Annotated in this window: 20 protein-coding genes and 1 tRNA gene; 11 read left to right on the forward strand and 10 right to left on the reverse strand. The window is 52.7% G+C overall.

The window, feature by feature from the left end; all coding sequences use genetic code 11:
* Nucleotides 1-15: 15 nt before the first annotated feature.
* The 8 genes from ACRQV7_RS06450 (at nt 16) to ACRQV7_RS06485 (ending at nt 9,610) form a co-directional block, all read left to right on the forward strand.
* Entirely contained in the window at nt 16-1,617 is a 1,602-nt protein-coding gene (locus tag ACRQV7_RS06450; protein ID WP_444659883.1) for a peptidoglycan D,D-transpeptidase FtsI family protein, read from the forward strand.
* A 370-nt stretch (nt 1,618-1,987) separates the two neighbouring features.
* Nucleotides 1,988-4,618, forward strand: coding sequence for an alanine--tRNA ligase (gene alaS, locus ACRQV7_RS06455; RefSeq protein WP_444659884.1), 2,631 nt, complete (start codon nt 1,988-1,990; stop codon nt 4,616-4,618).
* Nucleotides 4,619-4,664: 46 nt separating this feature from the next.
* A complete protein-coding gene (locus ACRQV7_RS06460; RefSeq protein ID WP_444645066.1) occupies nt 4,665-5,003 on the forward strand; it encodes a histidine triad nucleotide-binding protein in 339 nt (112 codons plus the stop codon).
* 39 nt (nt 5,004-5,042) lie between these two features.
* The gene (locus ACRQV7_RS06465; protein WP_444659885.1) at nt 5,043-5,582 is read left to right on the forward strand and encodes a phosphoribosyltransferase family protein; all 540 of its coding nucleotides are present in this window, start codon (nt 5,043-5,045) and stop codon (nt 5,580-5,582) included.
* Between the two features lie 30 nt (nt 5,583-5,612).
* On the forward strand, nt 5,613-7,829 hold the full coding sequence (locus ACRQV7_RS06470; protein WP_444659886.1) for a ComEC/Rec2 family competence protein: 2,217 nt from the start codon (nt 5,613-5,615) through the stop codon (nt 7,827-7,829).
* 1 nt (nt 7,830) lies between these two features.
* A complete protein-coding gene (holA, locus tag ACRQV7_RS06475) occupies nt 7,831-8,880 on the forward strand; it encodes a DNA polymerase III subunit delta (RefSeq protein WP_444659887.1) in 1,050 nt (349 codons plus the stop codon).
* A complete protein-coding gene (locus ACRQV7_RS06480) occupies nt 8,877-9,509 on the forward strand; it encodes a toprim domain-containing protein (RefSeq protein ID WP_444659888.1) in 633 nt (210 codons plus the stop codon). The genes holA and ACRQV7_RS06480 overlap by 4 nt, the downstream gene beginning before the upstream one ends.
* Before the next feature lie 16 nt (nt 9,510-9,525).
* Nucleotides 9,526-9,610: transfer RNA gene (locus ACRQV7_RS06485), tRNA-Leu, on the forward strand.
* A gap of 799 nt (nt 9,611-10,409) precedes the next feature.
* Here ACRQV7_RS06485 and ACRQV7_RS06490 read toward each other — a convergent pair.
* Together ACRQV7_RS06490 and ACRQV7_RS06495 are read right to left on the reverse strand one after the other, a co-directional pair.
* On the reverse strand, nt 10,410-10,748 hold the full coding sequence (locus ACRQV7_RS06490; protein ID WP_444659889.1) for a four-helix bundle copper-binding protein: 339 nt from the start codon (nt 10,746-10,748) through the stop codon (nt 10,410-10,412).
* A 79-nt stretch (nt 10,749-10,827) separates the two neighbouring features.
* Nucleotides 10,828-11,127: a hypothetical protein gene (locus ACRQV7_RS06495; RefSeq protein WP_444659890.1), complete on the reverse strand. Its 300-nt coding sequence runs from the start codon at nt 11,125-11,127 to the stop codon at nt 10,828-10,830.
* A 285-nt stretch (nt 11,128-11,412) separates the two neighbouring features.
* On the opposite strand from ACRQV7_RS06495, the gene ACRQV7_RS06500 reads away from it, so the two are divergent.
* Nucleotides 11,413-11,973, forward strand: coding sequence for a hypothetical protein (locus ACRQV7_RS06500; protein ID WP_444659891.1), 561 nt, complete (start codon nt 11,413-11,415; stop codon nt 11,971-11,973).
* Nucleotides 11,974-12,295: 322 nt separating this feature from the next.
* Here the strand turns inward: ACRQV7_RS06500 and ACRQV7_RS06505 are convergent, their stop codons facing one another.
* A complete protein-coding gene (locus tag ACRQV7_RS06505; protein ID WP_444659892.1) occupies nt 12,296-12,562 on the reverse strand; it encodes a helix-turn-helix domain-containing protein in 267 nt (88 codons plus the stop codon).
* Between the two features lie 115 nt (nt 12,563-12,677).
* The gene (locus ACRQV7_RS06510; RefSeq protein WP_444659893.1) at nt 12,678-13,433 is read right to left on the reverse strand and encodes a DNA adenine methylase; all 756 of its coding nucleotides are present in this window, start codon (nt 13,431-13,433) and stop codon (nt 12,678-12,680) included.
* A 464-nt stretch (nt 13,434-13,897) separates the two neighbouring features.
* Here ACRQV7_RS06510 and ACRQV7_RS06515 point away from each other — a divergent pair, with 464 nt between their 5' ends.
* Complete coding sequence (locus ACRQV7_RS06515; RefSeq protein WP_444659894.1) at nt 13,898-15,907, forward strand: methyl-accepting chemotaxis protein; 2,010 nt, start codon at nt 13,898-13,900, stop codon at nt 15,905-15,907.
* Nucleotides 15,908-16,301: 394 nt separating this feature from the next.
* Here the strand turns inward: ACRQV7_RS06515 and eno are convergent, their stop codons facing one another.
* A complete protein-coding gene (eno, locus tag ACRQV7_RS06520; protein WP_444659895.1) occupies nt 16,302-17,582 on the reverse strand; it encodes a phosphopyruvate hydratase in 1,281 nt (426 codons plus the stop codon).
* Nucleotides 17,583-17,966: 384 nt separating this feature from the next.
* Between eno and ACRQV7_RS06525 the strand changes: the two genes are divergently transcribed.
* Nucleotides 17,967-20,903 carry an SH3 domain-containing protein gene (locus ACRQV7_RS06525; RefSeq protein WP_444659896.1) on the forward strand — a complete coding sequence of 979 codons (2,937 nt, stop codon included), beginning with the start codon at nt 17,967-17,969 and terminating at the stop codon, nt 20,901-20,903.
* A 247-nt stretch (nt 20,904-21,150) separates the two neighbouring features.
* Here ACRQV7_RS06525 and ACRQV7_RS06530 read toward each other — a convergent pair whose 3' ends face one another.
* The 5 genes from ACRQV7_RS06530 to flgL form a co-directional block, all read right to left on the reverse strand.
* Nucleotides 21,151-22,608, reverse strand: coding sequence for a flagellin N-terminal helical domain-containing protein (locus tag ACRQV7_RS06530; protein WP_444659897.1), 1,458 nt, complete (start codon nt 22,606-22,608; stop codon nt 21,151-21,153).
* Between the two features lie 716 nt (nt 22,609-23,324).
* Complete coding sequence (locus ACRQV7_RS06535; RefSeq protein ID WP_444659898.1) at nt 23,325-23,564, reverse strand: carbon storage regulator; 240 nt, start codon at nt 23,562-23,564, stop codon at nt 23,325-23,327.
* Nucleotides 23,565-23,576: 12 nt separating this feature from the next.
* On the reverse strand, nt 23,577-24,008 hold the full coding sequence (gene fliW, locus ACRQV7_RS06540) for a flagellar assembly protein FliW (RefSeq protein WP_444659899.1): 432 nt from the start codon (nt 24,006-24,008) through the stop codon (nt 23,577-23,579).
* Between the two features lie 63 nt (nt 24,009-24,071).
* On the reverse strand, nt 24,072-24,680 hold the full coding sequence (locus ACRQV7_RS06545) for a DUF6470 family protein (protein WP_444660244.1): 609 nt from the start codon (nt 24,678-24,680) through the stop codon (nt 24,072-24,074).
* Nucleotides 24,681-24,709: 29 nt separating this feature from the next.
* Entirely contained in the window at nt 24,710-26,020 is a 1,311-nt protein-coding gene (gene flgL, locus ACRQV7_RS06550; RefSeq protein ID WP_444659900.1) for a flagellar hook-associated protein FlgL, read from the reverse strand.
* Nucleotides 26,021-26,029 lie beyond the last annotated feature (9 nt).

A 26,029-nucleotide genomic window follows, 5' to 3' on the forward strand; every position in this document is an offset into this window, starting at 1 on the left:
TGGGGGAGTGTTTTTATGGAAAAAAGAACAGCCGCTTTTTTCGGTGTATTTATGCTTTGTCTGTTTCTCTGCGTTTTAAGCCTGTATACGGTGTCGGACGGCGCCCAGCTTGCCGCGACCGCCGACAACCAGAGCAGTTACAAGCTGGTTGTGGCAAAAACAAGAGGGACCATTTACGACTGCAATAAAGTCTCTTTGACGGGCGCGGATACGGAGTATGCCGCCGCCATTGCGCCGAGCGTGGAGGGGGCGGCGGCGCTCAGCAAGGTGCTGACGGAAAAGGAGCTGGAGAGTGTTTATCCATCCCTGACCGCGGGCAAGCCGTTTGCCCTGAAGCTGCCGAAAAGCATTACCACAAACGGGATCGACGTATTTCCCGTTGAGAAAAGGTATGCCGACAAACAGCCCGCCGTTCACACCATAGGCTATCTGGACGGCTCCGGTGCGGGCGCCGCCGGGATAGAAAAAGCGTTCAACAAGCAGCTGACGCAGAATCAGGGGCAGATTTCCGTCACCTATAAGGTGGACGCCGTCAACCGCGTGCTGGCGGGAGAGGACAAAAAAATCAGCGATTCCTCGTATCTGCACAACAGCGGGGTCGTGCTGACAATCGATAAGAATATTCAGGAAATCGCCGAAGAAGCCGCCGGGAAATATCTGACCAAGGGCGCGGTGATCGTTACGGAGGTGCCGTCGTGCAAAATCCGCGCGATGGTCAGCCTGCCCGACTTTTCACCGAACAACATCGCGACGGCGCTGAAAGCGGAGGGCTCTCCGCTCGTCAACCGCTGCCTTTCCGCGTATAACGTGGGTTCCGTATTCAAGCTCGTTTCCGCCTCCGCGGCTTTGGAATACGGCATTTCACCGGACACCCAGTACACCTGCACCGGCTCGATCGACGTGGACGGCGGCATTTTCCATTGCTTTAACGGAGAGAGCCATGGCGCCGAAAATATGAAATCGGCGATCGCGCAGTCCTGCAACACCTATTTCATCAGTCTCATGAAGCAGGTGCCCCAGGCCCAGTTCCTGCTGATGGCACAGAGCATGGGCTTTGGCCGTTCCTTTGAGATCGCGCCGGGCGTCTCGTCGGCTTCGGGCAATCTTCCCACCTTAAAAAGCCTCAATATCCCGAGGGCTTTGGCGAACTTTTCGTTCGGGCAGGGGGATCTGACCGCCACGCCTCTGCAGATTGCGGCAATGGTGAACGCGATCGCAAGCAACGGGGAGTATACCCAGCCCTACCTGTACGAGGGTCTTGTGGATGAAAATCTGAAATACACGGCGAAAGCGCCCGCACAGGAAAGCACTCAGGTGATTTCACAGAACACGGTGGACCTGCTCCGGGATTTTATGAAGGAATCCATTGAGACGGGAACCAGCAAAAAAGGCAAACCGGCCAAGGGCGGGGCGGGCGCGAAAACCGCGACCGCCCAGACGGGACGGTATGTGAACGGGGTGGAGGCGGTGGAATCCTGGTTTTCCGGGTTCTATCCGTATGAAAATCCGAAGTACGTGATCACGGTGTTTGCGGAGGACGGCACCGGCGGCGGCGCGACCTGCGGACCGGTCTTTAAGCAGATTGCCGACGCGCTGGCCGATAAAATCGGTCAATAACCGACAACTATATTGACAAGCCGCGGGATTCAGTTTATAATCAGGATGAAATAAAATGAATAGTGCCGGGAACCCCGGCACAGCAATAAAGGCGATGAAGGGTACGAAGGTGCCGGGCACTGCAAAAGAGAGGAAATTCACGGCTGAAAGATTTCCGCGGCTGCCGTCACCGAAGCCAACCCGCAGCCCCGCGGTGAAGAACCGCGGCGTTTTCCCCGCGTTAAGGGGGTTCAAGCGGCGCTCAGGCGCAATTTGGGTGGTACCACGGATTTCTCCGTCCCATTGTGGACGGTGAAGTCTATTTTTTTGCGGCGCGCCGCAATTTCAAAGTCAATTATTTTTGCCTGACAGGCGGAATGGAGTTATTGCAATGGAATGGACAGGGTTAAATGAACTGCGTGAAAAGTATCTGTCGTTTTTTGAATCGAAGGGGCATCTGCGCCTGCAGAGCTTTTCGCTGATTCCCAAGGACGACAACAGCCTTTTGCTGATTAATTCCGGCATGGCGCCGATGAAAAAATATTTTACCGGAGAGGTGACTCCCCCGCGCAAAAGAGTGACGACCTGCCAGAAATGCATCCGTACGCCGGACATTGAGCGCGTCGGCATCACCGCCCGGCACGGCACCTATTTTGAGATGCTGGGCAATTTTTCCTTCGGCGATTATTTTAAGCACGAGGCCACCGCGTGGGCGTGGGAATTCTGCACCAAAGTGCTCGAAATGCCGGTGGATAAGCTTTGGGTCACCATTTATACCGATGACGACGAAGCGTTTGAAATCTGGACGAAGGAAGTCGGCGTCGACCCGTTGCACATTGTCCGCCTGGGAAAAGAGGACAATTTCTGGGAGCACGGCTCCGGCCCCTGCGGCCCCTGCTCCGAAATCTATTTTGACCGTGGCGAACAGTACGGCTGCGGCTCGCCGACCTGCGGCGTGGGCTGCGACTGCGACCGCTACGTCGAATTCTGGAACGTGGTGTTCTCCCAGTTCAACAGCGACGGCAAGGGCAACTACCCGCCGATGGAGCATCCGAATATCGACACCGGCATGGGGCTGGAGCGTCTTGCCTGCATCATGCAGGGCGTGGACAACCTGTTCCTTGTCGATACCGTTCAGAACATTATGAAGCATATCTGCCGCATTTCCGGCGTCAAATACGGCGACGATCCGAAAAAGGACATTTCCCTGCGGGTCATCACCGACCATATCCGCAGCACCACCTTTATGATCGGCGACGGCGTCATGCCGTCCAACGAGGGCCGCGGCTACGTCCTGCGCCGCCTGCTCCGCCGTGCCGCGCGCCACGGGCGCCTGCTCGGAATCAGCCGCACGTTCCTTGCGGAGGTTGCGCAGACAGTCATCGACGAGAATAAAAACGCATATCCAGAACTGGATGAAAAACGCGCCATGATCACAAAGCTCATCGGCGTGGAGGAAGAAAGCTTTGCAAAAACGATCGATCAGGGGCTTCAGCTTCTGAGCGGCTATATTGACAACAGCGGCAACAAGGTGTTTTCCGGCGCGGACGCATTCCGACTGAACGATACCTACGGTTTCCCGATCGACCTGACGAAGGAAATTCTGGCGGAGCGCGGCATGACCGTTGACGAAGAAGAATTCCAGCGCCTGATGCGGGAGCAGCGCGAACGCGCGCGGGCCGCGAGAAAGAACGCCGGAGCGGACGCTTGGGAAGGCGAGAGCGATCTGCTGGAAAATGTTCCGGAAACCAGGTTCCTCGGCTATGGGCAGATGGAGACCGCGGCGAAGGTCCTTGCGATTATCCGCGGCGGCGAACGCGTACAATCCGCAACCGCGGGCGACGAGATTGCCCTGGTGCTCGACAGGACCGCCTTCTACGCGGAAAGCGGAGGGCAGGTCGGCGATACCGGCTCCATCGAGTCCGCCGACGCGATGCTGGAGGTCAGAAATACCACCAAGAACCATGCGAAAAATTATCTGCATCATGCCGTTGTGACGGCCGGGCAGATCAGCGTCGATGAAGAAGTGAAAGCTTCTGTGGACCAGGAAAGACGCCTCGCAATTATGCGCAACCACACGACCGCGCATCTGCTTCAGGCCGCGCTGCGCAGGGTGCTGGGCGACCACGTGGAGCAGGCCGGACAGCTTGTCAATGAAAAGCATGTCCGCTTCGACTTTACGCATTTTTCCGCTCTGACGAAGGAAGAGCTAAAAAAGGTCGAACAGCTTGTCAATCAGGTGATTTTGAGCGGAACAAACGTGGAGTGCCGTGAAATGCCGATCGAAGAGGCAAAGAAGCTGGGCGCGATGGCCCTGTTCGGCGAAAAATACGGCGATATCGTCCGCGTCGTCACCGTCGGCGATTTCAGCCGTGAATTCTGCGGCGGTACCCATATGGACAACACCGCGAAAATCGGCCTGTTTAAAATCCTGTCGGAAAGCTCCGTCGCCGCCGGCGTGCGCCGGATCGAGGGCGTTACCGGCACGGGCGTGCTCGATTTGCTGAACCGTACCATCGACGAGATCGACGAGGCGGCAGCCGCATTGAAGCTGAACAATTCCTCCGAGCTGGTGCAGAAAGCAGCCCAGCTTTCCGCAGAGCTGAAGGAAAAGGACAGGACCATAGAGGCGCTCAACTCCAGGCTGGCGGGAATTCAGATCGACAGCCTGATTGCCGGCGCAAAGCAGGTGGGCGGCGTTCAGGTCATCACCGCCGTGTTCCCCGGAACGGAGCCGGACGCGCTGCGCGCCCTCTGCGACAAAGCGCGTGACCATGCCCCGGACATGGTTGCCGTGTTTGCCGGGACCCGGGACGGAAAGGCCAACATCGCCGCGTGCGTCGCTAAGGAAGCACTGGCGAAGGGCGTCAACGCCGGTCAGATTGTGCGCGCGGTCGCACAGCTTGCGGGCGGCAACGGCGGCGGCAGGGCGGACAGTGCCATGGCCGGTGCGAAGGATTTGTCAAAGCTGGACGGCGCTCTGGCGGAAGTTGAGAAAATTGTTGCCAATATGCTCAAATGATACTATAATAATAGCGTTGTATTGTTAGGACAAAGGAGGTCTCGGTGTGGACTGCGTGTTTTGCAAAATAGCGAACGGCGAAATTCCCAGTAAAAAGGCATATGAGGATGACCGTGTGCTGGCGTTTTACGATCTGGATCCCCAGGCGCCCGTGCATATTCTGATTATTCCAAAAGAACATATTCAGTCTGTGGAAGATATCACGGAGGAAAACAGCGCGATTGTCGCCCATATTTTTGAAGTGGCGGCAAAGCTCGCAAAAGAAAACAATCTGGAAAAAGGGTTTCGTGTTGTCAGCAATGTGGGGAAGGACGGCGGCCAGAGTGTGCCGCACCTGCATTTCCACCTGCTTGGGGGCCGTTCCATGAAGTGGCCTCCGGGCTGATAAACAGCGTTTGATTTCAATCGGAAAGGTCGAATAATAATGGGTGAATATTACAAGATGACAATTGCGGGTTGCGAGCGCGAATTGCCGATTTGTCCGATCAGCGATACGCTCGACATCGCGGGCTTTGTGATGCTCGGTGACGTGGAGATCACGGAGAAAACGGCAGCCGCGCTTCTCGAGAAATGCCCGGAGCATGATGTCGTCGTGACGGCGGAAACGAAGGGGATCCCGCTCTGCTATGAAATGGCCCGTCAGGGCTGCCGCCGTTACATTGTCGCGCGCAAAAGCGTAAAAGCATACATGCGCAACCCCATTCACGTAGAGGTGAAATCCATCACCACGGATCATGTGCAGAAGCTTTATCTTGCGGAAGACGATTATAAGGGACTGAACGGCAAGCGCGTCCTGATTGTGGACGACGTGATCAGCACGGGGGAATCCCTTGCTGCGATGGAGGACCTTGTCAGGCAGTTCGGCGGCAATATTGTCGGCCGCGCCTGCGTGCTCGCCGAGGGCGACGCCAAGGACAGGGACGATATTATTTATCTGGAGCCTCTGCCGTTGTTTTTTAAATAATCCGGACATTTTTATTTCGGGGGAGTTATGATGAAGCGGCCGCTTGTGCTGGTGGGTTTTTGTTATCTGCTGACACTGGCGGCCGCTGTTTATTTTGGCCCGGAGTTATCGCTGGTTCTTGCCTGTGCCTCTCTGGCGGGGTTCCTGATTACCGCGCTGTTGCCGAAAACGCGTGCTGTTGGCGTGTTTCCCGCCGCACTGCTTACAGTGACGCTGGCGTTCGGCAGCTTTTACGCGGTTCATCAGTCCCAGGTGGAACCGGCGGAGCTGCTTGCCGGCCGGGACGCGGTGATCGACGGTACTGTCTGTGAGCTTCCCTATCAGGCGTACAATCGGTTTTATTATATTGTGGAAGTCAACGACATCTCCCTGAAAGATGCGCCCAGGCCGCTGAAAATACGGATTTCGTCACAGGGCGCTCTGAATGTGGAGCCGTATTCCCATATCAAAGGGAAGGTGCATCTGTTCCTGCCTTCGGGCGGGGAGGGCTATTCCTCGCGCTCCTACTACGTTTCCAAGGGAATCACCCTGTTTTCCTACCTTTATGAATATGAAAATGTGCGGGTGAGCCCCCCTACGCGAAAGCCGCCGTACTATTACGCGCTGAAGCTTCGGTCCGCGCTGCTGAAATCCGTCCGCTCCATGCTGCCTCCCAGTGAGGCCAGGCTGGTCAACGGGGTCCTTTTCGGCGATCAGACCAGCCTTTCCCCGCAGGTGACCGCCGATTTCCGGGCTATCGGCGTCTCCCATATCTTGTCTGTTTCCGGGCTGCACATGACGACGATGGCCGAGCTGATCCTGATGCTGCTCCTGTTTTTCAGGGTGCCGAAGAAGCCCGCGGCGGCTCTGGCCGGTGCCGGCGTCGTCTGCTTTATGGCGGTTACCTGCTTTGTCCCGTCCGTTACGCGCAGCGGGATAATGTGCCTGATTTACCTTTCGGGCATGCTTTTGTCCCGCCATCCGGATTCGCTGAATTCCCTGAGCATTTCCGTGCTGCTGATCGGTTGGTCGAACCCGTACGCCGCCGCGGATGTGGGCTTGCTACTCTCGTTTTCCGCAACACTGGGGCTGATTTTATTTTCCGGACAGACGGCTGGCTATTTGAACCGGAAATATGATAAAATAAAGAAGATCGGTCCCCTTGTGCGCGGGGTCAACGGAATTCTGGGGACCACCGTATGGGCGGTGCTTTTTACGCTGCCGATCGTCATCCTTTCCTTTCAAAGCGTTTCGCTCGCCGCGCCGGTCGCCAACCTTCTGGAGCTGGTCCCTTCCACGCTGATGATGAATTTTGCGGCCATTGCCGCCGTGATCAATCTGATTGCCCCGCAGTCCTTTCTCGCCATGCCGTTTGCGCTGGCTTCGGGCCTGCTGGCGAAATATATGCTTGCCTGCGCGCACTGGCTCGCGCAAACTCCGTTCGCCTCTGTTTCGGCGTCCTACGGCTTTGTGACGGTCTGGCTCTCCGGTACGGTTCTTTTGATTGCCGCGACCGTCCTGATGATGAAAAGCTGGAAGCTGTTCCGGGTCACCGCGCTGCTTTCGCTGATTTTGCTTCTGACCGGTATTTTTTCCTATCAGCTCTCCATGCGCAACGTGACGCGCCTTGCCGTTCTGGACGGCGCCGGGTCCGTCGTTCTTACGCGCAACGGCCGCGCGGCGGTGATCGGCTGCGGGGGCTTTCGCTCGGAAACCATCGGCAGCTATCTGCGCAGCCAGGGGGTAACGAAGCTGGACGTCCTTCAGCCGCTGACCCTGGCGGCGGAGGAAGCAAAAAATGCGGCGGAGCTGATGAATGCGTTTACGCCGGACAGGCTTGTGATCCCAAAGGACGGGATGATCGATACGTTTATCCGGAAGGCGGTTCCGCAAACGGGCAGCGTGGATCCATACGATCTTTCTGCCGATACGAAATTGTGGGAGAATACAAAGGTGCAGGTGCGGTTTGACGGCACCGCTGCCGCGGCGCGGATTACGGCCGGCGGCGTGTCGGTTCTGGTCTGCCCCGCCGGGGCAAAGCTTGACGGCCTGCCGGAGGAATGGCTTGCCTCCGATTTTGCGGCGGCGGATTCCGTTCCGAAAAACGCAGACCTGCTTCATCCCCTGTTTACCGTCCTTTCTGCGGATGGGGAAACGATGGGGAACGTTTCACAGATAAAAAAGCTGAACCCGATTGTGACGGGCGGCGCCGGAAATATTGTGCTGCAGATCAAGGACGACGGGACTTTACAATTAAGGAGGGAGTAATATGCCCGAAATTACCGAAGCGGAGCTGAAAAAACAGATTGAAAAGGCGGATTTTTCGAACCTCTATTTTCTGCATGGGGAAGAAAAATACCTGGTTGGGTTCTATGCGAAAAAACTGATTGCCAAAGCCGCGGGGACCGCGTTTTTGGATTTTAATTTTCAGCGCTTTGACGATTCCGCTGCGGTCGATCAGATCGCGGCGGCGGTGGAAGCGCTCCCTTTCATGGCGGAGCGCAAATGCGTGGCAGTTTCCGACCTGGATGTGGAAGGCCTGCGCGCGCAGGAAGCGGCCAAGCTGGACGAGCTTCTGAAAAGCGTTCCGGACACAACCGTGCTGGTGCTTTATCTGCCGTCCGCGGAAATCGATTATAAAAAAGATAAGAAATGGAAAAAGCTGATGGATACGGTCAATCAGGCGGGCGTGACGGTTCACCTGAAAAAACGCTCCGGGCCGGACCTTGAGAAAGCCCTGTGCGCCGCGGCGGCAAAACGGGGCTGTGAGCTCTCGCGGCAGAACGCGGGGCGTATTGTCGGTTATTGCGGAAACGACCTGCAGACGCTGTTCAACGAGTTGGAAAAGCTGTGCGCTTTTGTAAAGGAAGGCGCGATCACCGCGCAGGCGATTGACGCGCTGGTGGTGAAGAATCTGGAAACCCGGGTGTATGATCTGTCCAAGGCGATTATCGCGGGCCAGTACGACAAAGCCTACGGGATTCTGGACCTGCTGTTTTATCAGAATGAGGAGCCTGTTTCCGTTCTGGCGGTACTTTCCTCCGCGTATGTCGACATGTACCGCGTCAGGGTTTCCATTCAGAGCGGATTCACCGCGTCGGAGCCCGCAAAGCACTTTGACTATGCCCGCAAGGAATTCAGGCTCACCAACGCGGAGCGGGACGCGAAGAAACTGACCACTCCCATGCTGCGCCAGAGCCTTCAGGCACTTCTGGGGGCGGATACCGCGCTGAAAAGCGCGCGCGGCGACCGGCGCATCATTATGGAAAAGCTGATCGCGCAGCTTTTACTCATAGCGGAAAGGGAGAAAACGGCTTGATTAAAGTAAAGGAAGCGGTCATAGTAGAGGGGAAGTACGATAAGATCAAGCTTTCCTCGATCATTGACGGTTTAATTATAGAGACGCGGGGATTCCGGATCTTCCGCGATAAAGAACAGATGGAAATGATCCGCCGGCTGGCGGACAAACGCGGAATTTTGATTCTGACGGACAGCGATTCGGCCGGATTCCTCATCCGGAACTATCTTTCCGGCGCGGTCGGCCCGGATAAAATCAAGCATGCCTATATTCCCGATATTTTCGGAAAAGAGGGCCGCAAGGATAAGCCTTCTAAAGAAGGAAAGCTCGGGGTGGAAGGGGTGCCTGTGCAGGCGATCGTTGACGCCCTGCGGCGCGCGGGTGTTACCTGCAGCGAGGATGAAGCCCCCGCGGGACGGAAGATTGCCAAGACGGACCTTTATCTTGCCGGCCTGTCAGGCGGGGAAAACAGCGCGCAGAAAAGAAGGACATTTTTGAAGGAGCTGGCGCTGCCGGAGCATCTGGCGGTAAATTCGATGGTCGGCGTTCTGAACAGCATTATGACTTACGACGAATTTTGCAGTTTAATTGACAAACTTTTTAAAAATTCATCATTTGGGGTTGACAATCGAACGGATAAAATGATATAATAAATCTCGCTGATTCGCGCGAGTGCTGGAACTGGCAGACAGGCACGTTTGAGGGGCGTGTGTTGTATGACGTATGGGTTCAAGTCCCATCTCGCGCACCAAAAAAGGAAGAACAGGCATAGCCTGTTCTTCCTTTTTTGGATTTTGGCTACTTTTTTCGTCTCCTCTTGGTTGATTTGACATGATCGGTGGCGCGCGGATCAGCATCATTATCATCTCTTTTCTTTCATCTTACTATAATCTTATGCCGATCTCTACGTGTAATATGACTCCTACTTATAAATTACTGAAATAATTTATTGAGGTGAAGGATTCGACAAGTTTTTTGAATGATTAATACTAATATTAGTATGTCGGTTCAACTCTGTGGACTGTGGATTGAAATAGTAAGTTATATGTAGGAAATGAAGTTCTCTTATATCATTTCATACAGAATTGCGGAAGGAGGTATTATGCATCTCCTTCCGCAGTTTTTTTGCATTATTACTCCAATAAAAACCCGGAAATCCGTATGAATGTTGGATTCCCGGTTTTTTATATCCGGAAAACCATTCATCCGGAGAGCGGTCTTCTGAGTGCAAAAATGCCGCCCGCTGCGGACGGCAAGAGAATCACATGGTTGGGTCGCTGTCTTTCGTACTTCCGTTTTGAGCAGGTTTCGTAGTTTCCTTATCCTTTCTGGGGGTCGGCATTCGTATTGGCACCGGAGCCGGAACCGTTGGAATATGTGCGGGAGAAACCGAGTCTGGATCAGGCACAAGCGATTTTTCTTTCATCAATTCAATCTCCTTTCGGAAATTAGCCTGTCCAATCGCTTGGATTTTATCAAAAAACGGCTCTCACCGTGAAGTGAGAGCCGCAAACTCAATTTAAAATATGATCTACAAATCCCGCCGTCGATTACTGCATGGACTGATATTCCCGCACGCATTTTCTGCATTCTGCGGCGCATTTCGCACAGTGGTCGTCTTTAAATGCTCCGCATTCCTGAGCGCACTCATTACAAATCGTCGCGCATAGTTTGCATAATTCCATCGCATGGCAAGAATCCGCCGCCATAAAGGATGCTGCTTCCTTACAGATAGAGGCGCATTCATGAAGTTTGGCAATGCACTTCTTCCTGTTTGCTGCGTCGGGCTCGTCAAGGCACATTTTCATACATTCCAAACATGCCTGTGCGCATTTGTTGCATTCGTCAATGCAGGTTTGATTTTTATTATTCATATTTACAATCCCCATAACTAACTCCTGTAGATTTATTTCTACTATTATTTCTGAGAAGTTAAAATTTATGTGGATGATATCCGATAGCCGTTCTCTATTCCTGCCACTCGTAAATGGCGAGGATACGCGGCGTGAACTCATGAAAACGATGTTCTTCGTTCGTAAGCGAAACGAGGAAATGGCCCTCGGCACGATATACCCCGCTGGTGTAAAGATGCGCTTCGGCATCGCTTGACCGGCAGGCTCCGCAGTTTGCGCAGCTGCATGCGTCCGGGTTTTCAAATTCCACCCAAACCGGTCTTCCGTTATAATCTGTTAAGTTCCGAATGATTTTTCCCTTCATAATCATCACCTGCTTTATTTTATTATACTTCACTTTTTCCTGATTGTACAATCATATTCTTCCCGAATAGCAGGGGTGCTCCTGTTAACAGCTTCATAGACAAAGCCGCATCGGATTAATTGTGAGTTTTTTTCTTGAAAATCATTAATTATTCTGCTATAATACAATTAAAATTGAGCTTTTATAATTTTGGGGGATAGGTTTGTGCACGAATCTATAATACAATCATTAGCTCAATTCACAATTTGGGACTCCCTCTCAACTGCGGGAATTTTTCCTATTTCTCCATTACCCGTCATACACTTTATGGAAATGTTATGATAGGGGGGAGTTTGTATGAAACTGTTTTTCTCAAAGCAGGTAAAAAGGTTCGTTGGGCTTGTAATTGTCGTTTGTTTGCTGGTTGCGGCGCTTTTTAATGCGGCAGGGTACTTCTTTCACTGTAAATATATCAGCGTTGCGGCAGCGGTGGCCGAGGTGGATCAATACGAAGTAAGGACCCGGCTTTTGATGGATGCAATGGACCGGGTGGGGGTATGCGCGCCGGAATCCGCCGCCGTGGTATGGGCCGATGGCCTGAAAAGCAGAAGCGGGGCGATGCAATATTCCGTAATGGATTCCAAACTCAAAAAGGAGTATGTCAAACAGCTTGACCAATACAATCCCAATTGGGTAACAGGAATGTCCAGCCCTTGGATAGAAAGCTATAAAATCACCAATCAGACGCAGACGGGAAGCGACCAATATTCGATTCGGCTTTCTTTTTCCACTGCAACATCGGGCGGTCCCGCCGGAGACTATAACGCTGCGCTGACGGTCGTCAAAGACGGCGACTTTTGGCGTATCACGAAAATATCCGCGGACGTAGGGCTACACCCGTATATGGGTGTATTATAAAAAGAATGATCTGATTACAAAAGACTGCCGCCAAACGACAATTGTCGTTTGGCGGCAGTCTTTGTTCGGAGCGTTTGTTGAGCAAGGGTTAAACAAAGTTTTTATCAAGTTCAGGCGGTTTCGGTGCTGCCCGCCTTCTTTTCGTCCTTTTTGACAATCCGGAACAGAACGAAAGCAAAGACACAGCAGAGAGCGGCTGTTGCTTTGCGAATAAAATACAAAAAATTTGCACACAAAATACAAAAAGTGCGGGCCTTTAAAACGGGTTTGAAACCGTCTTAAAGGCCCTTAAACTGCATAAAATTACGGAAATCCTTCCACTTTATCGGTGGCGCGGGCTTTCCGTTTTTGTATGCACGGAATCAGGAGAATTATGGCTGGCGTGAGATTTTGGGACATACTCCATCAGGTCTGCAATGGTGCATCCTAATGCTTCACAAATTTTGTCAATGTAGTCGATGTTAATCCTTTGGACGATCTCATGATAGATTTCTCCGATGGTGGTCGGACGTATACCGGTCATCTGAGCGAGATCATTCTGCGTCAGCTTTCGCTCTCCCAGCAGCTTAGATAAGTAGATTCTTATCATGCATTATTCCCCCCTTTCCTAAGGGGATAATAACACCATTCCAGAATTTTCATGTGATTTTGTTAGGATATAACGTATCCGGTTATTTATGTCCTAAAAAAAACACGCGAAAGATTTAATAATTCATAATGAGAAGTTCTTTGAACTTTCCACCCGCTTGGTATCTGGTCTGAAGGCTGTTTTGCCGCGATATAGGTTCAATCGAAAAACCACTGTACAATTCCCGGATGAATGAATCATCATTATAAGAAAGAACGAACCGGCCCTTGATACCTTTTAGAATCTCGGCAAGGCGCTTATGATCGTCCTCGGAAAACGTGTCAGGGTAATACCCCTCTGTCCCGTGATAGGGTGGGTCGAGATAAAACAGCGAACCAGCTCTATCATATGTTTTAATGAGCGGTTCAAAGTCCCTGCTTTCGATCACGGTATTTCTCAGCCGGTCCTGCACCGCAGAAAGGTATTCAACCGGATCGTGCAGATTGCGCCTTGAGCAGCCGTATGAACGTGCGTCTGAGCCGTAGCTCTCTTTTATGAGGACAAAATATCTCGCGGCCCGCTGGATATCTGTAAGACCTCTGCACCGCTCCTGTTCCCGGAAATCCAAGAAGATTTCGCGCGAATTTAACGCCCACCTGATTTCTTTTTGAAGCTCTTCACAGTGATATTTTACGCACCGAAAAAGATTGATCAGCTGCCCATCGATGTCATTGAAAACTTCTAACTTGGCGATGTTCTGAAGCGCGAACATTACCCATCCGGCCCCTCCGAAGACCTCAATGTATCTTTCCGGAAACGGGCTGGGAAAGCGGCTGATAATCGCTTTGCTGAGGAGCCTCTTTCCGCCTATTCTTGAAACAAAACTGTTCATCATAATCCTCCTAAAAATAGAAATCTGCCTTCCCTTTTTTGAGAAGGCAGATTCGTTTCTTAATATAATTTATGCCTGATTGCTCTGGCCGGAAAGCGCCGTGTCCTGCTTTACGGCTGCCGCCTGTGCAGCGCCCGTAGGTGCGCCTTCCGCTGCAGACGGGTCAATTGAGCCAATTATGACAGCGGGTTAAAAGGATCCGGAGACAGGCACACAGCAGGAACGCGGCAATTTTCATTTATAAAGGCTTTGGCCAACGGTTGGAGGAATGCAAAACGGGAAATGATGATTGAGGCGGCGATAAACCGCCTCTTTTTTTATTCATTCCCGATTTGGTATTTTTTTCCTGAAAGCCCTTTTCCGGAAAGTATATTGATGAAAGGTTGAAGAGTAGAATGTTTCATTTCTTTAAACGTTCCGCAACAATTCGGGAAGAATCTCACAAATCAGTTAAAAAATCCAGTTTGAAGAAAAAGCTCAGCATCATTTTTGCTATTGTGATTGCAGTTCCTTTTGCAGTGATGTCCCTGTTCATACTGCCCAACCAGATTCAGTCGCAGTACGTCGAGTCCAGCAGCCAGCAGCTGAAGCTGGCCGATAAAAACATGGAAACTTTCTTTTCAGAGATTCAGTACAATCTTGACTATATGGCGCCGGCGAGCCTGATGAAAACGTCGAAGGGGCATCTGACCAGCTATGTGAACAGAGGGGAAAACGACGACAGGGTAATCCGGTCTTCCAAAGCGGGCGGGATGGAGCAGGAAATTTTCCAGTCCTTCGACTCCTTCCGGCAGGCGCATCCCTATGTCACCTACGTCTATTACGGGCTGGAAAGCAAGGAATATATGCAGAGTCCGGAGGGCGGGGCGGTAGTGCCGAACTACGACCCCACACAGCGGCTGTTTTACACGACCGCGATTACGGGCAAAGGGAAATATGTGTATACGGAGCCGTACGAAAACGACGGCAATATTATCCTGGGCCTGGTCAAGGCGGTATACGACGGCAATGATCTTCTGGGCGTTTCCGGAATTGACGTCAACCTGAATTCCATGACGGAAATGCTTAATCAGGTGAAGATCGGAAAGAGCGGATACCTGATCCTCGTCCATCAGAACGGAACCGTTATTTCCGACTCCATGGACAAGGAGCATAACCTCAAGAAAATCGAAGAACTGAAAATCACGGGATTGGAAAATGCGGAGAAGATAACCGATGGGGTAAAGAGCACCGGATTGGGCGGGGAGAAATTCCTTACCAATGTTTATACTTCTCCCAATACGGGCTGGAAGGTCATAGCGATGATTCCCCAAAAGGAGATTGACGCCGCAACCTTCAGCGTTTCCACCGCCGTGCTTTTGATTGCGTTCCTGACTTTACTGATCGGCTTGGCAGCCGTATGGAAATTTACGGACGCGATTCAGATTCCGCTGAAAAAGCTCAGCCAGCGGCTGGAGCTGCTTTCCCGCGGCGACCTTCACTCCGAAGTTCCCTCCGTCAAAACAAAGGACGACGTCGGGGTTTTGGCAAATTCCCTTTTTTACACGGTAGAGAATATGAAGCATTATATTGCGGAAATTGATTCCGCGCTGGGGAGCATTGCGAACGGACAGCTTGATTTTGAGCTTCAGCAGGAATTCCTGGGCGATTTCGCTTCCATCAGAGCCTCCATCCAAAAGATCACGGATTCTCTGAACAGCACCCTGACGGAGATCAGCCGCTCCGCGGCGCAGGTGGATTCCAGTTCGGCCCAGATCGCCAACGGGGCGCAGGCATTGGCGCAGGGCGCGACGGAACAGGCAAGTTCCGTCGAAGAGCTTGCGGCCACAGTTACCGAAATTTCCACCCATGTCAGACAGAATGCGGAGCATGCGGCCGAAGCAAATAAAAATGTAAGCCTTGTCCGAACCGAAATAGAAGCCAGCAACCGGCATATGGATGAAATGGTGTCCGCAATGGCTCAGATCGATGAATCCTCCGGGGAAATCGGAAAAATCATCAAAACCATTGAGGATATCGCTTTCCAGACCAACATCCTCGCTTTGAACGCGGCTGTTGAGGCGGCGAGAGCGGGGGCCGCGGGAAAGGGCTTTGCCGTTGTGGCGGACGAGGTCCGTAATCTGGCGAGCAAAAGCGCGCAGGCGGCGAAAAACACCACCGCTTTGATCGAAAATTCTGCCAGACAGGTGGAGAACGGCACAAAAATCGCGGACCAGACCGCGAAAGCCCTTCTTCAGGTAGTGGAGAGCGTAGAATCCGTTTCGGATGCCGTTGCGCAGATCACAGAGGCGTCAAGCCGTCAGGCGGAGTCCATCAGTCAGGTGACACAGGGCGCCGATCAGATCGCCGCGGTGGTTCAGACCAACTCGGCGACCGCGGAAGAAAATGCCGCCGCCAGCGAGGAGCTTTCTACGCAGGTGCAGATCATGCGGTCGCTTGTCGGAAAATTCCGCTTAAAGAAGGAAACGGATTAAAATCTGTCCGGCCGGTTTACGGCAGTCACCCTCGAAGAAGCAAACGCGTTTAAAATGGTTCGATTTCATCAAAAGCAGGCAGAGTGGTCACTCTGCCTGCTTTGCTGATTTTCGGGAAGCTTTCGCTTCCATCTCTTTACTTTTGCTTTCGGAATTTATGAAACAGACGGCGGCTTATGGAATATCCTGATATTGATCCATTCTTTTCAATTGAGGTGATCGCATGCAAACGGTTATTATCAGATTCTTTGATAAAAAAGTTGGATACAAAGCCGCGAATTTTCTCAGAAGCTTGGGATATCAGGTGAATTCCGTCGGGCGGACCTATTGGAACAGCTTTTATCCGTTTGCTTCGTGTATCATCCTGGAAATCAATTATGAAGAATAACGGTTGTTAATGAAAGCAGCTGTCCCCGGGGAAACAGGCGCCGTTTCCCAGATCGGATTCAATCCGCAGCAGCTGGTTGTATTTTGAGACACGCTCGCTGCGGCTCGGGGCGCCGGTCTTAATCTGCCCCGCGTTCAGCGCGACCGCCAGATCGGCAATGGTCGTGTCTTCCGTTTCGCCCGAGCGGTGGGAGATGATCGCCGTATAGCCGGCTTTATGCGCCATCTTCACGGCGTCCATTGTCTCTGTCAGGGAGCCGATCTGATTCAGTTTAATCAGGATGGAATTCGCGCAGTGCAGGTTGATTCCCTTCTTTAGCCTTTCCGTATTGGTAACGAACAGATCGTCGCCGACAAGCTGTACCGAATCACCCAGCTCTGCCGTCAGCTTTTCCCAGCCCTGCCAGTCGTCCTCGCCCAGCGGGTCTTCAATGGAGCGGATCGGGTATTTCTGGCTCAGGGTCTTCCAGTACGCGACGAGCTGGTCCGTCGTATAGGAGGTATGATGCTTCGGAAGCAGGTAGCCGCTGCCGGACTTCCATTCGCTGGAGGCGGCGTCAATCGCGAGAACAAAGTCCCTGGAAGGCTGGTAGCCCGCTTTTTTGATCGCTTCTAAAATCAGCTCGATCGCTTCTTCGTCCGTGTCGAGGTTGGGGGCGTAGCCGCCTTCGTCGCCGACGGAGGTGGACAACCCTCTTTCCTTCAGGATGGAAGCGAGCTTATGGAACACTTCCGCGCACCAGCGCAGCCCTTCCCGGAAAGACGGCGCCCCTACGGGCATAATCATGAACTCCTGAATGTCCACGTTGTTTGCCGCGTGCGCTCCGCCGTTCAGGATGTTCATCATGGGAACGGGGAGGGTGTCGGCGTTTACGCCGCCGATAAAACGGTACAGCGGCAGATGGAGCGCGCTTGCCGCAGCCCTTGCCGCCGCAAGGGAAACCGCCAGAATGGCGTTTGCCCCCAGCTTGGACTTCTCTTTGGTGCCGTCAAGCTCAATCAGCTTTTGGTCGATGGCCGCCGTGCGGGTGCTGTCCCATCCGCTGAGAGCATCGTTGATCACCGTGTTGATGTTATCGACCGCTTTCAAGACGCCTTTTCCGCCGTAGCGGGCAGAATCTCCGTCGCGAAGCTCAAGGGCCTCAAACGAGCCTGTGGACGCTCCGCTCGGAACAGAACCCGTTCCCACGGTGCCGTCGTTCAGCGTTACGACCGCCTCAACCGTTGGATTGCCTCTGGAATCCAGAATTTCTCTTGCAACAATATTTTTAATACGATAGTCAGACATATTGCTTGCCCTCCTTATGGTTTTTCATATCAGTTAGCAAAAGCTAACTACCTTTATTAAAAATAGCACAATTTACTGAAAATGTCAATTGGTGTATCCGATATCTTCCGCTTTTTTCTATAAAAAAGAGATTAAAAAAATGGATGCGGCAGCCGGAAAAAATCACCTGTTCCAAAGGGGCGGAAATTGTTAACATTTGACATATTAACTTGATAATTGCCAGTTTTTAAGGTATAATCGAACCAGTAATGTCAACGGATGCCAGAACTTATTTGATTGTAAGGCAGCGCCTGTATTTTACAGGAAAGAAAAATTGTTCCTTATCAGGGATTGCTGCCGGTTTATTTTATATTGAATCAATAATACATAATTGGAGTGAATGAATTGAAAAGTCTGAAAAAGCGGATTGTAGCGGGAACGGTTTCGCTGATCTGTGCCGCAGGTGTTATGATTACCCTGCCGCCGGCTGTTTCCGTAGCGGCGGCTGCGACCGCACAAACAACGGATTATTTGAATCTGCGCGAAGGCGCGGGTATGGATAAAAAAGTCATTTTGACGCTCAGCAAAGGAGTCACCGTCACGGTTCTTGACTCGTCCAACGCAACATGGACGAAGGTGCAGACTTCCAGCGGCAAACAGGGGTACTGCAGCAAGCAGTATCTCAGCATCTCCGGCGCCGCTTCCAATTCCGGGGCCTCGTCTTCCGGGACGACCGCGGTTACCACAGCGTCTTTAAATATGCGCGAGGGCGCGGGCACCACCAGCAAAATTATCGTTACCCTTCCGAAGGGGACTTCCGTCAAGGTGATCGACAGCTCCAACCCTTCTTGGCTGAAGGTGCAGACAGCGGATGGCAAACAGGGGTATTGCAGCAAGGAGTTTTTAAACGTGTCCGCTTCATCCGGCTCCGGTACGACGACAAATACGGGCTCCGCCAATACCGGTTCCACGGCGTCGTCGGCGTCGGCGCTGACCACGGACTATCTTAACCTGCGCGAGGGCGCTGGTACCAATTATAAAGTGATCCTGACCATCAGCAAGGGGACGACCGTAAAGGTGCTGGATAACTCCAACGCCCAGTGGGCAAAGGTGGAGACTCCCAGCGGAAAACAGGGCTATTGCAGCAAGCAGTATCTGAACTTCAGCACTTCCGGCGGAACGAATACCAATACCCCTCCTTCCACGGGAACGGGAGCCGCCGCCACTGTTACGGGGGTAACTACTTCCTCCCTGAATGTGCGCAGCGGCGCGGGAACGACCTACGGGATCATTGTTACGCTGGCGAAAGGCGTCACTGTGACGGTAACGGATAATTCCAATTCCGTCTGGGCAAAGATCAAGACGTCGGATGGGAAGGAGGGCTATTGCAGCAAGCAGTATCTGAATATCAGCACTTCCACCGGGACCAGCACGAATACGGATACCAATCCCCCGCCTTCCACGGGAACCACCGGCACTGCCACGGCGGTGACGACCGCTTCCCTGAATGTACGCAGCGGCGCGGGGACCGGCTACAGCATCCTTGTTACGCTGGCCAAAGGCGTTACCGTGACGGTAACGGACAATTCCAATGCATCATGGGCAAAAATAAAGACTTCCGATGGAAAGGAAGGCTATTGCAGCAAGGAATTCCTGAACATCTCCACCACACAGACCGGCAACAATAACGGCACGGATACCAATACGGACACCGGAGCGGATCCCGGTTCCGGGGATAATACAGGCTCCGATTCCCACACCATTACGGGTGCGAGCGTAACGGCCGACATGCTGCGGCTCAGGGAATCGCCCGATACAAGCGCCAAAATTCTCGCAAACCTGCCGAGGGGGACGAGCCTGACGGTGCTGGACACTTCCAATTCGGCCTGGACCAAGGTGCAGACCGCCAGCGGGGTTGCAGGCTATGTCAGCTCGGAGTATATTCAGCTTCATTATTCCGACGATGTAACGAATACCACCGCGCTTTCGCTCTCCACCACAGCCCAGAGCATCCCGGTAGGGAAGACGCTGTATATTCAGGCCAGCATTTCCCCGAGCGGAACCTATATCAGCTGGACAAGCAGCAATTCGAATGTCGCCACGGTTTCAAACGGATATGTCTATGCCGTCTCCAACGGCACCGCCGTGATCACGGCCAAATCGGGAACCTACACGGCGGCGTGCAATGTAACGGTAACGGATGCGGAACCGGTAAAGACCGCGTTTGCATCTCCGAATATTGCGAGTACGGGCGCGACGGTAACGCTGACCGCGGTGACCGACACCACGCGCGACGGCGTGCAGTTCGTCATTACGATGCCGGACGGCAGCAAAAGAGCGCTGAACGCCGATTCCTGTACGAACGAGTCCAAACAAAACACCGATACGAAAAAATGGACGGCTACCACGACCTTCAGTGCGGCGGGAACCTATTCCTTTACCGCTTATTCGTCGCTGAACGGAAGCATGAGTTCTACGGGCTATACCACCAACGCGTATGTTTCCAACCAGCAGGATTTCGTTACGACTTCCAGCGAGGAGCGCAGGGCCAGCGACCAGATGATTTCCCTGATTGCCAAATGGGAGGGCTACAGCCCGACCGTATACGCCGACCAGCTGACGTCCAATCAGGTGCCCACGATCGGGTACGGCTGTACCTTCGGGGCAAACGCGATTTTCTACAACAATATGACGGAGACGGAAGCATGGTCGCTTCTCATCAACAAGATCAATCATTCCTCTTACACAACCGAACTGAATAAAATGATTCAGAACAACCGTTTCCTGATGAGCCAGAATCAGGCCGACTGCCTGATCAGCTTTGCCTATAATGTCGGCGCGGGCTACTTCAACAGCAGCGCGGAGATGGATTTCAGAAGGATCATGAAAAACGCGGTGGTTCCGCCTGCGCTCTTCTCCGGGGAAACGCTTGCGGCGACTGTGACGAAGGACACTATCGTCAGGGATCAGCCCGGTATCGGCGGGAATGAGGTCTGCGGCGTGCTGTCGGGCACTTCGCTCAATGTGACCGAATGCAACTTCGCCAACACGAAGGACGGCTGGTATAAGGTACAGCTTTCCAATGGAAGCACCGGCTGGGTCAATTCCGGATACATCAATCTGTCCAACTCCGACTCGCTGACCCATGACCTCAATTATACCAACGCCAACGCGTTCGGCTCCGACCTGATCCGCTGGAATCAGGCGGGCGGCAAATTCTATGCCGGCCTGTTCTACAGAAGGCTCGGCGAAGCGAACGTTTACAATTACGGCGATTATGAAGCGGTGAAGTTCAACCGTTACAATTACACCTATCCCAACGCGGCGGCGGGACTGAGCTAAAAAGCGAACCCCCGCAGTCTGGCAGTTTGCCTACAAGCTGAGGCCCCCTCGGAGAGGGGGCCTTTTCCTTGCCTCCCTCTTAGAGGGAGGTGCCGCGCCGGATGCGACGGAGGGAGTTCGGGAGCCAGGTCCGCGCCCGGCGCGACGGAGGGAGTTCGGGAGCGAGTTACACTGCAATGCGAAAAGCGCCCGCGGACATTGTCCGTGGGCGCTTTGTAAATGAAGTAATACGCTGTAGGAAAAAGAATTACTGTAAGAGTTTCAGAACGTTCTGAGGCTGTGTATTTGCCTGAGCAAGCATGGACTGAGCGGCCTGAGCAAGAACGTTGTTCTTGGTCATTTCCATCATCTCAGCAGCCATGTCAACGTCACGGATACGGCTCTCAGCGGAAGTCAGGTTCTCGCTGGTGGTACCCAGGTTGTTTACAGTGTGCTCAAGTCTGTTCTGCAGTGCGCCAAGGTCGGCTCTTGTGCCGGAAACGATGTTAATAGCGGTTTCGATGGTGTCGATAGCGGCATTTGCATTGTCCTGGCTGGCGACAGAAATCTTGTCGATGCCTAAGCCCTTGGAACTCATGCTGGCAATGTTCAGCGAAACCTGCTGATCTTCAGAAGCGCTTGCACCAATCTGTAAAGTAAGACCCTTGCCACCGACTTCTTTCATATCAGAAATCGTAACGATGTTAGTAGAATTACTCGCAGAACTAATATCATATGCCGCCAGAGTAGCTGTAAGATTTGCCGCGGCTTCATCGCCACTGCTCACGTCGCCAATTACAACAGCAATATTTCCGGCTTTGACATCTGTAAGAGTGTCCGCAGCCTGGAATTCATAGGTACGACCGCCAATGGAAACGGTGTCACCCGCAGTAGGAGCGTCTGTAAACGTAATTGTAGAATATTCGTTTTTGGCAGTATCTTTATCCGTAACAGCGGTTGTAGCAGTAAGAACACTGGCTCCGTCCTTACCGGCTACTTTTGCAGTAAAAGTAAGTTTGCCTGTGCCTGCATCTGCAGCTACGTCAAAATTAGCAGCAATAACAGCATTCTCATTTAATGCTTTAGCAATCTCAGCACCGTTAGTTTTTGCATCAGGAGTACCAGCAGCATCCGTAAAGTTTATGGTTGTAGTCTGCTTTTTACCATTGGAATCAAGATAGGAAACAGTGTACGATCCTGAAGCGGCAGGCGTTCCAACAGCGGCAGCTTCAAAGGTGCCTTTCTCTGCGGCATGAGCTACAATTACTGCGTTATTAGAGGAAGAAGTAATCTCCGATGTGCCAAGGGTGCCATCCAACAGGTTGATCTTGTTGAAGTTGGTGGAAGAGGAAATTCTGTCGATTTCCTTTGACAGGGCCTCAACTTCTTTGCTGATGTTCTCGCGGTCAACGTCGTTCTGGTAAGTACCGTTAGAAGACTGGGTGGCCAGCTCTTTCATTCTCTGCAGAATGGAAGCGGTCTCATTCAGAGCGCCTTCAGCGGTCTGTACAAGGGAAATACCGTCGTTTGCGTTGTTTTCGGCCTGATCCAATCCACGGATCTGGCTTCTCATTTTCTCGGAAATCGCAAGGCCTGCGGCGTCGTCGGCAGCGCTGTTGATGCGGTAGCCGGAAGACAGCTTCTCAAGGTTTTTGCTGACGGCGTTGTTGTTGCTGGCCAGCATTCTGTTTGCATTTAAGGCTGCAATATTGTGTTGAATACGCATAATTTTTTTCCTCCTGAATTTTGTTTAGTACGTGCGGCAAAAAGCCGGTCACGCCTTTTTGAAAGAACGTCCATGTTCTTTGCTGTGCGGTTGGATTCCTGCCCCGACGGGCCCTGTCGCAGCAGAAACAAGATACTGTGTAAGTTTTTTGCTTACAACTGATATTTCGGTATGAATCTGGAAAAGTTTAGGGTATTTTGCAGAATTTCAAAATATTTTTTCCTTGCCTCCCTCTTTGAGGGAGGTGTCGCGCCCGGCGCGACGGAGGGAGTTCGGGAGCTGGGTGGGGGACTCCCCCAGTCAGGCTGCGCCTGCCAGCCCCCTCACGGAGGGGGCCTTTTCCTTGCCTCCCTCTTTGAGGGAGGTGTCGCGCCGGGCGCGACGGAGGGAGTTCGGGAACTGGGGTGGGGGACTCCCCCAGTCAGGCTGCGCCTGCCAGCCCCCTCAAAGAAGGGGTCTTTTCCTTGCCTCCCTCTTTGAGGGAGGTGTCGCGCTCGGCGCGACGGAGGGAGTTCGGGAACTGGGTGGGGGACTCGCCCAGTCAGGCTGCGCCTGCCAGCCCCCTCAAAGAAGGGGCCTTTTCCTTGCCTCCCTCTTTGAGGGAGGTGTCGCGCCCGGCGCGACGGAAGGAGTTCGGGAGATAGGTCCGCCGAGCGCGACGGAGGGAGTTCGGGAGATAGGTCCGCCGGGCGCGACGGAAGGAGTTCGGGAGCAGTTTACTCCTTTGGCTTTTTCTGCAAAGCTTTTTTCAGCTGATCAAGGGCCTGCTTTTTAGGCGCCACGCTGGCTTCCTCATTCATGGCGCGGGTATCCCAAAGCTCTTTGCGGATAATCGGAATTTCCTTTGGCGCGTTGATGCAGATTTTAACGCGGTCGCCGCTGATTTCGGATACAATAATTTCAATGTTGTCTCCAATGATAATGGATTCGGAGACTTTTCGGCTGATGACGAGCATCGGAAGCGCCTCCTATCTTTTATCGCTGAATAATGGATAACGGATGGGGTAATCTGAATTTTCCAAAATGATCTGTTTCGCCTTTTTGGTGTTGACGTCGATCACGATCGGCGCTTTCAGGTTAATGACGGATTCGCTCAAATTCGGCTTGATGACCGCCACTGCCAGAACACAAAGGTTTTCCGCGTCCGTTTCCCCGAAATAGTCCAGCTCCGACTGGGGGAAAACGGGACTGTAGTCATGGACGATCGGGTAGGGGTCCACCACCACGAAGGAGGGGATGTCGCTGTGGGCGGCCTGCAGGCTCCAGATAATCCCGTTCCCTTTTTCATGGTACAGAAGATATTCCTTGATATCCTCAAAGCCTAAAATCCCCTCTTCAAAATAAATGATATTTTGAACGTTGGTTTCCGTGTTCTGCAATTCTGCCTGATTCGTGTCCATAATTTCCTCCTTGTTAGCTGTCAGAAAAAACAGCCTCCCAAGGGGGGCTGTATCTATTTTGCGTTATGCGGTCACATTGAGCTTCGGCGGCTCATAGTCGGGGCTGGCCGACGGCGGAACGTACTGGGGCTTGCCCAGATATTTGAACTCCACATGAGCGTATTCCTTCACGACAAACTCAACGCTTGCGGGGGTAAATTTCAGCTTCGGCCTGTTTTTCGTCAGCCAATCGTAATTCTGCCTGTCCGTTTCGTATTGGACGGAAAGACTCTGCGCGTCCCAGGAAAAATCGGTTGGATAGGAAGGAATCCCGATTGTGCTTTGAATGGTGGGCTGAAGATGCTGAAAAGCAAAGGCGCCCAATGTGCTTGTGCTGTTTTGTGTTTCCATCAGCGTTTTCTCTTCCTTTGCAAGATCGGCGGTGCCGCTCATGGACATCAGAATCTGATCTTCGTAGGAAACCTGACCGGCTTGGTTTTGCGCGGCGGTTGATCTTGCTTTGTATTTGTACTCATGCGTATCGAAATACAGTCTGGATGTATACGGGGTTAAATCCGTAAAATCCACAATCCCCTGCTGGGAAAAGGTATCGTCGGATATTTCCAGTTTCGCATTGTGGACCTTCATTTCAAAAGAAATGGGAACATGAATGATATCCAGAAGCTGTTCCATTTTCACTCACCTCGCCTGCTGCATGATTCCTAATCCATAAAGTCCAAAAAGGTCGGCTGAAGAAGCTGTGAACCAATCTTTAAAGCAGCGGTGTAAGCGTACTGCTGGTAGCTTTGGTCCATAACGGCGTCCTCGAAATCCACATATTCGGTGTTGTCGATTTTTTCAAGGACTTTATCGCCGATAGACGTCAGGTTCGTCAGAGTGGTCGAAAGAAAATTGGATTTTGAGCCTACTTCCGATATTTTATCGGTCAGGACGTCGCTTTGATCGCTGAAATTGTCCAGAAGGGGCTTTATTTCATCGTAAGAATAAGTAAAGTTAGAGGCATTCTCACCGCCGTCAAGCTTGTCGGCGATCTGTCCGAGCAGGGTGTAAAGATTGTTGGAAGCGCCGTTGTCGTTGGCGCCGTAACCAATAAACGAGATGCCGGGCAAAGCGGAGTTGTAGACGCTTTGGCTGTTGATTTCCGTGCCGTTTTCCGTGCTGAGCCCCAGACCGATGTTGACGAAAGTCTGTTCGCTGGCCAGCTTCTTCAGGCCTTCCGGCTCGATCGTATCCGTCGCCGTGGCCGTCTGGCTCGTGTCCACCGGGCGGTTCAAATCGCCCGAAATCGCCGCTTTTGACAAGTCGAAAGACGATAAGTCCGGAGAGCCTTTCAGCGCTGCCAGCACATCGCTGTTTTTCGCGCCCGTCGGCAGGGTGACAGTCAGCGTTTGCGAATCGGTATCCACTGAAGCGGAAGGAGTGGCTCCGGTTTGAACCTGAAATGTATAGCCGTTAAACTGCGTATCGCCCAGCGTGATCTGCGCGCCGTTATAGCTCAGGGTGGGACCGGCCTCGATTTTGCCCGTATTGACGTCGATCCCGCGGTACAACAGATTCCCGCTTGCGCCGACGGAAAAAGGCGGGTTGTTGGTATTGGCGCCGCCGAAAAGGTAGCCTTCGCCGAATTGGGTGTTCATTTGCGTCAAAATGGTTTGCTGATACCCGCGGAGCGTTTTCGCAATCGCGCTCCGGCCGGTATCGGAAGTGGTGTCGCTGATGGCCTGTATGCATTCGCCCGATCCCGCTTCCGACAGGACCTTGCTGATGCTCTGAAGGGTGGAGTCCGCGGTTGTAAGCTTATCCGCCGCGTCGCTCAACTCGCTCTGATAGCTTTGGTTTTTCAGGTATTCGCGCCGAAGCGCAAATGCCTTGGAAGCCGAAAACGGGTCTTCCGACGCTTTGTTGAACTTCCGCAGCGTTGTTTCCCGCAGGCTTGCTTCGTTCAGCGCGTTTAAGGAATTATTGAGGTTTTTATTGTATTGCTTCATGACCATGCCCATGGTGATTCTCATACTGCCGTC

Source organism: Caproiciproducens lactatisolvens, from assembly GCF_052443335.1.
GTDB lineage: Bacteria > Bacillota > Clostridia > Oscillospirales > Acutalibacteraceae > Caproiciproducens.

Bases quoted from the DNA above. Each gene is read 5' to 3' on its own strand.
- ACRQV7_RS06505 (WP_444659892.1), bottom strand. From the start codon at position 12,562: ATGATAAGAATCTACTTATCTAAGCTGCTGGGAGAGCGAAAGCTGACG.
- flgL (WP_444659900.1), bottom strand. From the start codon at position 26,020: ATGAGAATCACCATGGGCATGGTCATGAAGCAATACAATAAAAACCTC.
- ACRQV7_RS06535 (WP_444659898.1), bottom strand. From the start codon at position 23,564: ATGCTCGTCATCAGCCGAAAAGTCTCCGAATCCATTATCATTGGAGAC.
- fliW (WP_444659899.1), bottom strand. From the start codon at position 24,008: ATGGACACGAATCAGGCAGAATTGCAGAACACGGAAACCAACGTTCAA.
- ACRQV7_RS06490 (WP_444659889.1), bottom strand. From the start codon at position 10,748: ATGGGGATTGTAAATATGAATAATAAAAATCAAACCTGCATTGACGAA.
- ACRQV7_RS06465 (WP_444659885.1), top strand. From the start codon at position 5,043: ATGGGTGAATATTACAAGATGACAATTGCGGGTTGCGAGCGCGAATTG.
- ACRQV7_RS06500 (WP_444659891.1), top strand. From the start codon at position 11,413: ATGAAACTGTTTTTCTCAAAGCAGGTAAAAAGGTTCGTTGGGCTTGTA.
- ACRQV7_RS06450 (WP_444659883.1), top strand. From the start codon at position 16: ATGGAAAAAAGAACAGCCGCTTTTTTCGGTGTATTTATGCTTTGTCTG.
- alaS (WP_444659884.1), top strand. From the start codon at position 1,988: ATGGAATGGACAGGGTTAAATGAACTGCGTGAAAAGTATCTGTCGTTT.
- ACRQV7_RS06470 (WP_444659886.1), top strand. From the start codon at position 5,613: ATGAAGCGGCCGCTTGTGCTGGTGGGTTTTTGTTATCTGCTGACACTG.
- holA (WP_444659887.1), top strand. From the start codon at position 7,831: ATGCCCGAAATTACCGAAGCGGAGCTGAAAAAACAGATTGAAAAGGCG.
- ACRQV7_RS06530 (WP_444659897.1), bottom strand. From the start codon at position 22,608: ATGCGTATTCAACACAATATTGCAGCCTTAAATGCAAACAGAATGCTG.
- eno (WP_444659895.1), bottom strand. From the start codon at position 17,582: ATGTCTGACTATCGTATTAAAAATATTGTTGCAAGAGAAATTCTGGAT.
- ACRQV7_RS06545 (WP_444660244.1), bottom strand. From the start codon at position 24,680: ATGGAACAGCTTCTGGATATCATTCATGTTCCCATTTCTTTTGAAATG.
- ACRQV7_RS06510 (WP_444659893.1), bottom strand. From the start codon at position 13,433: ATGAACAGTTTTGTTTCAAGAATAGGCGGAAAGAGGCTCCTCAGCAAA.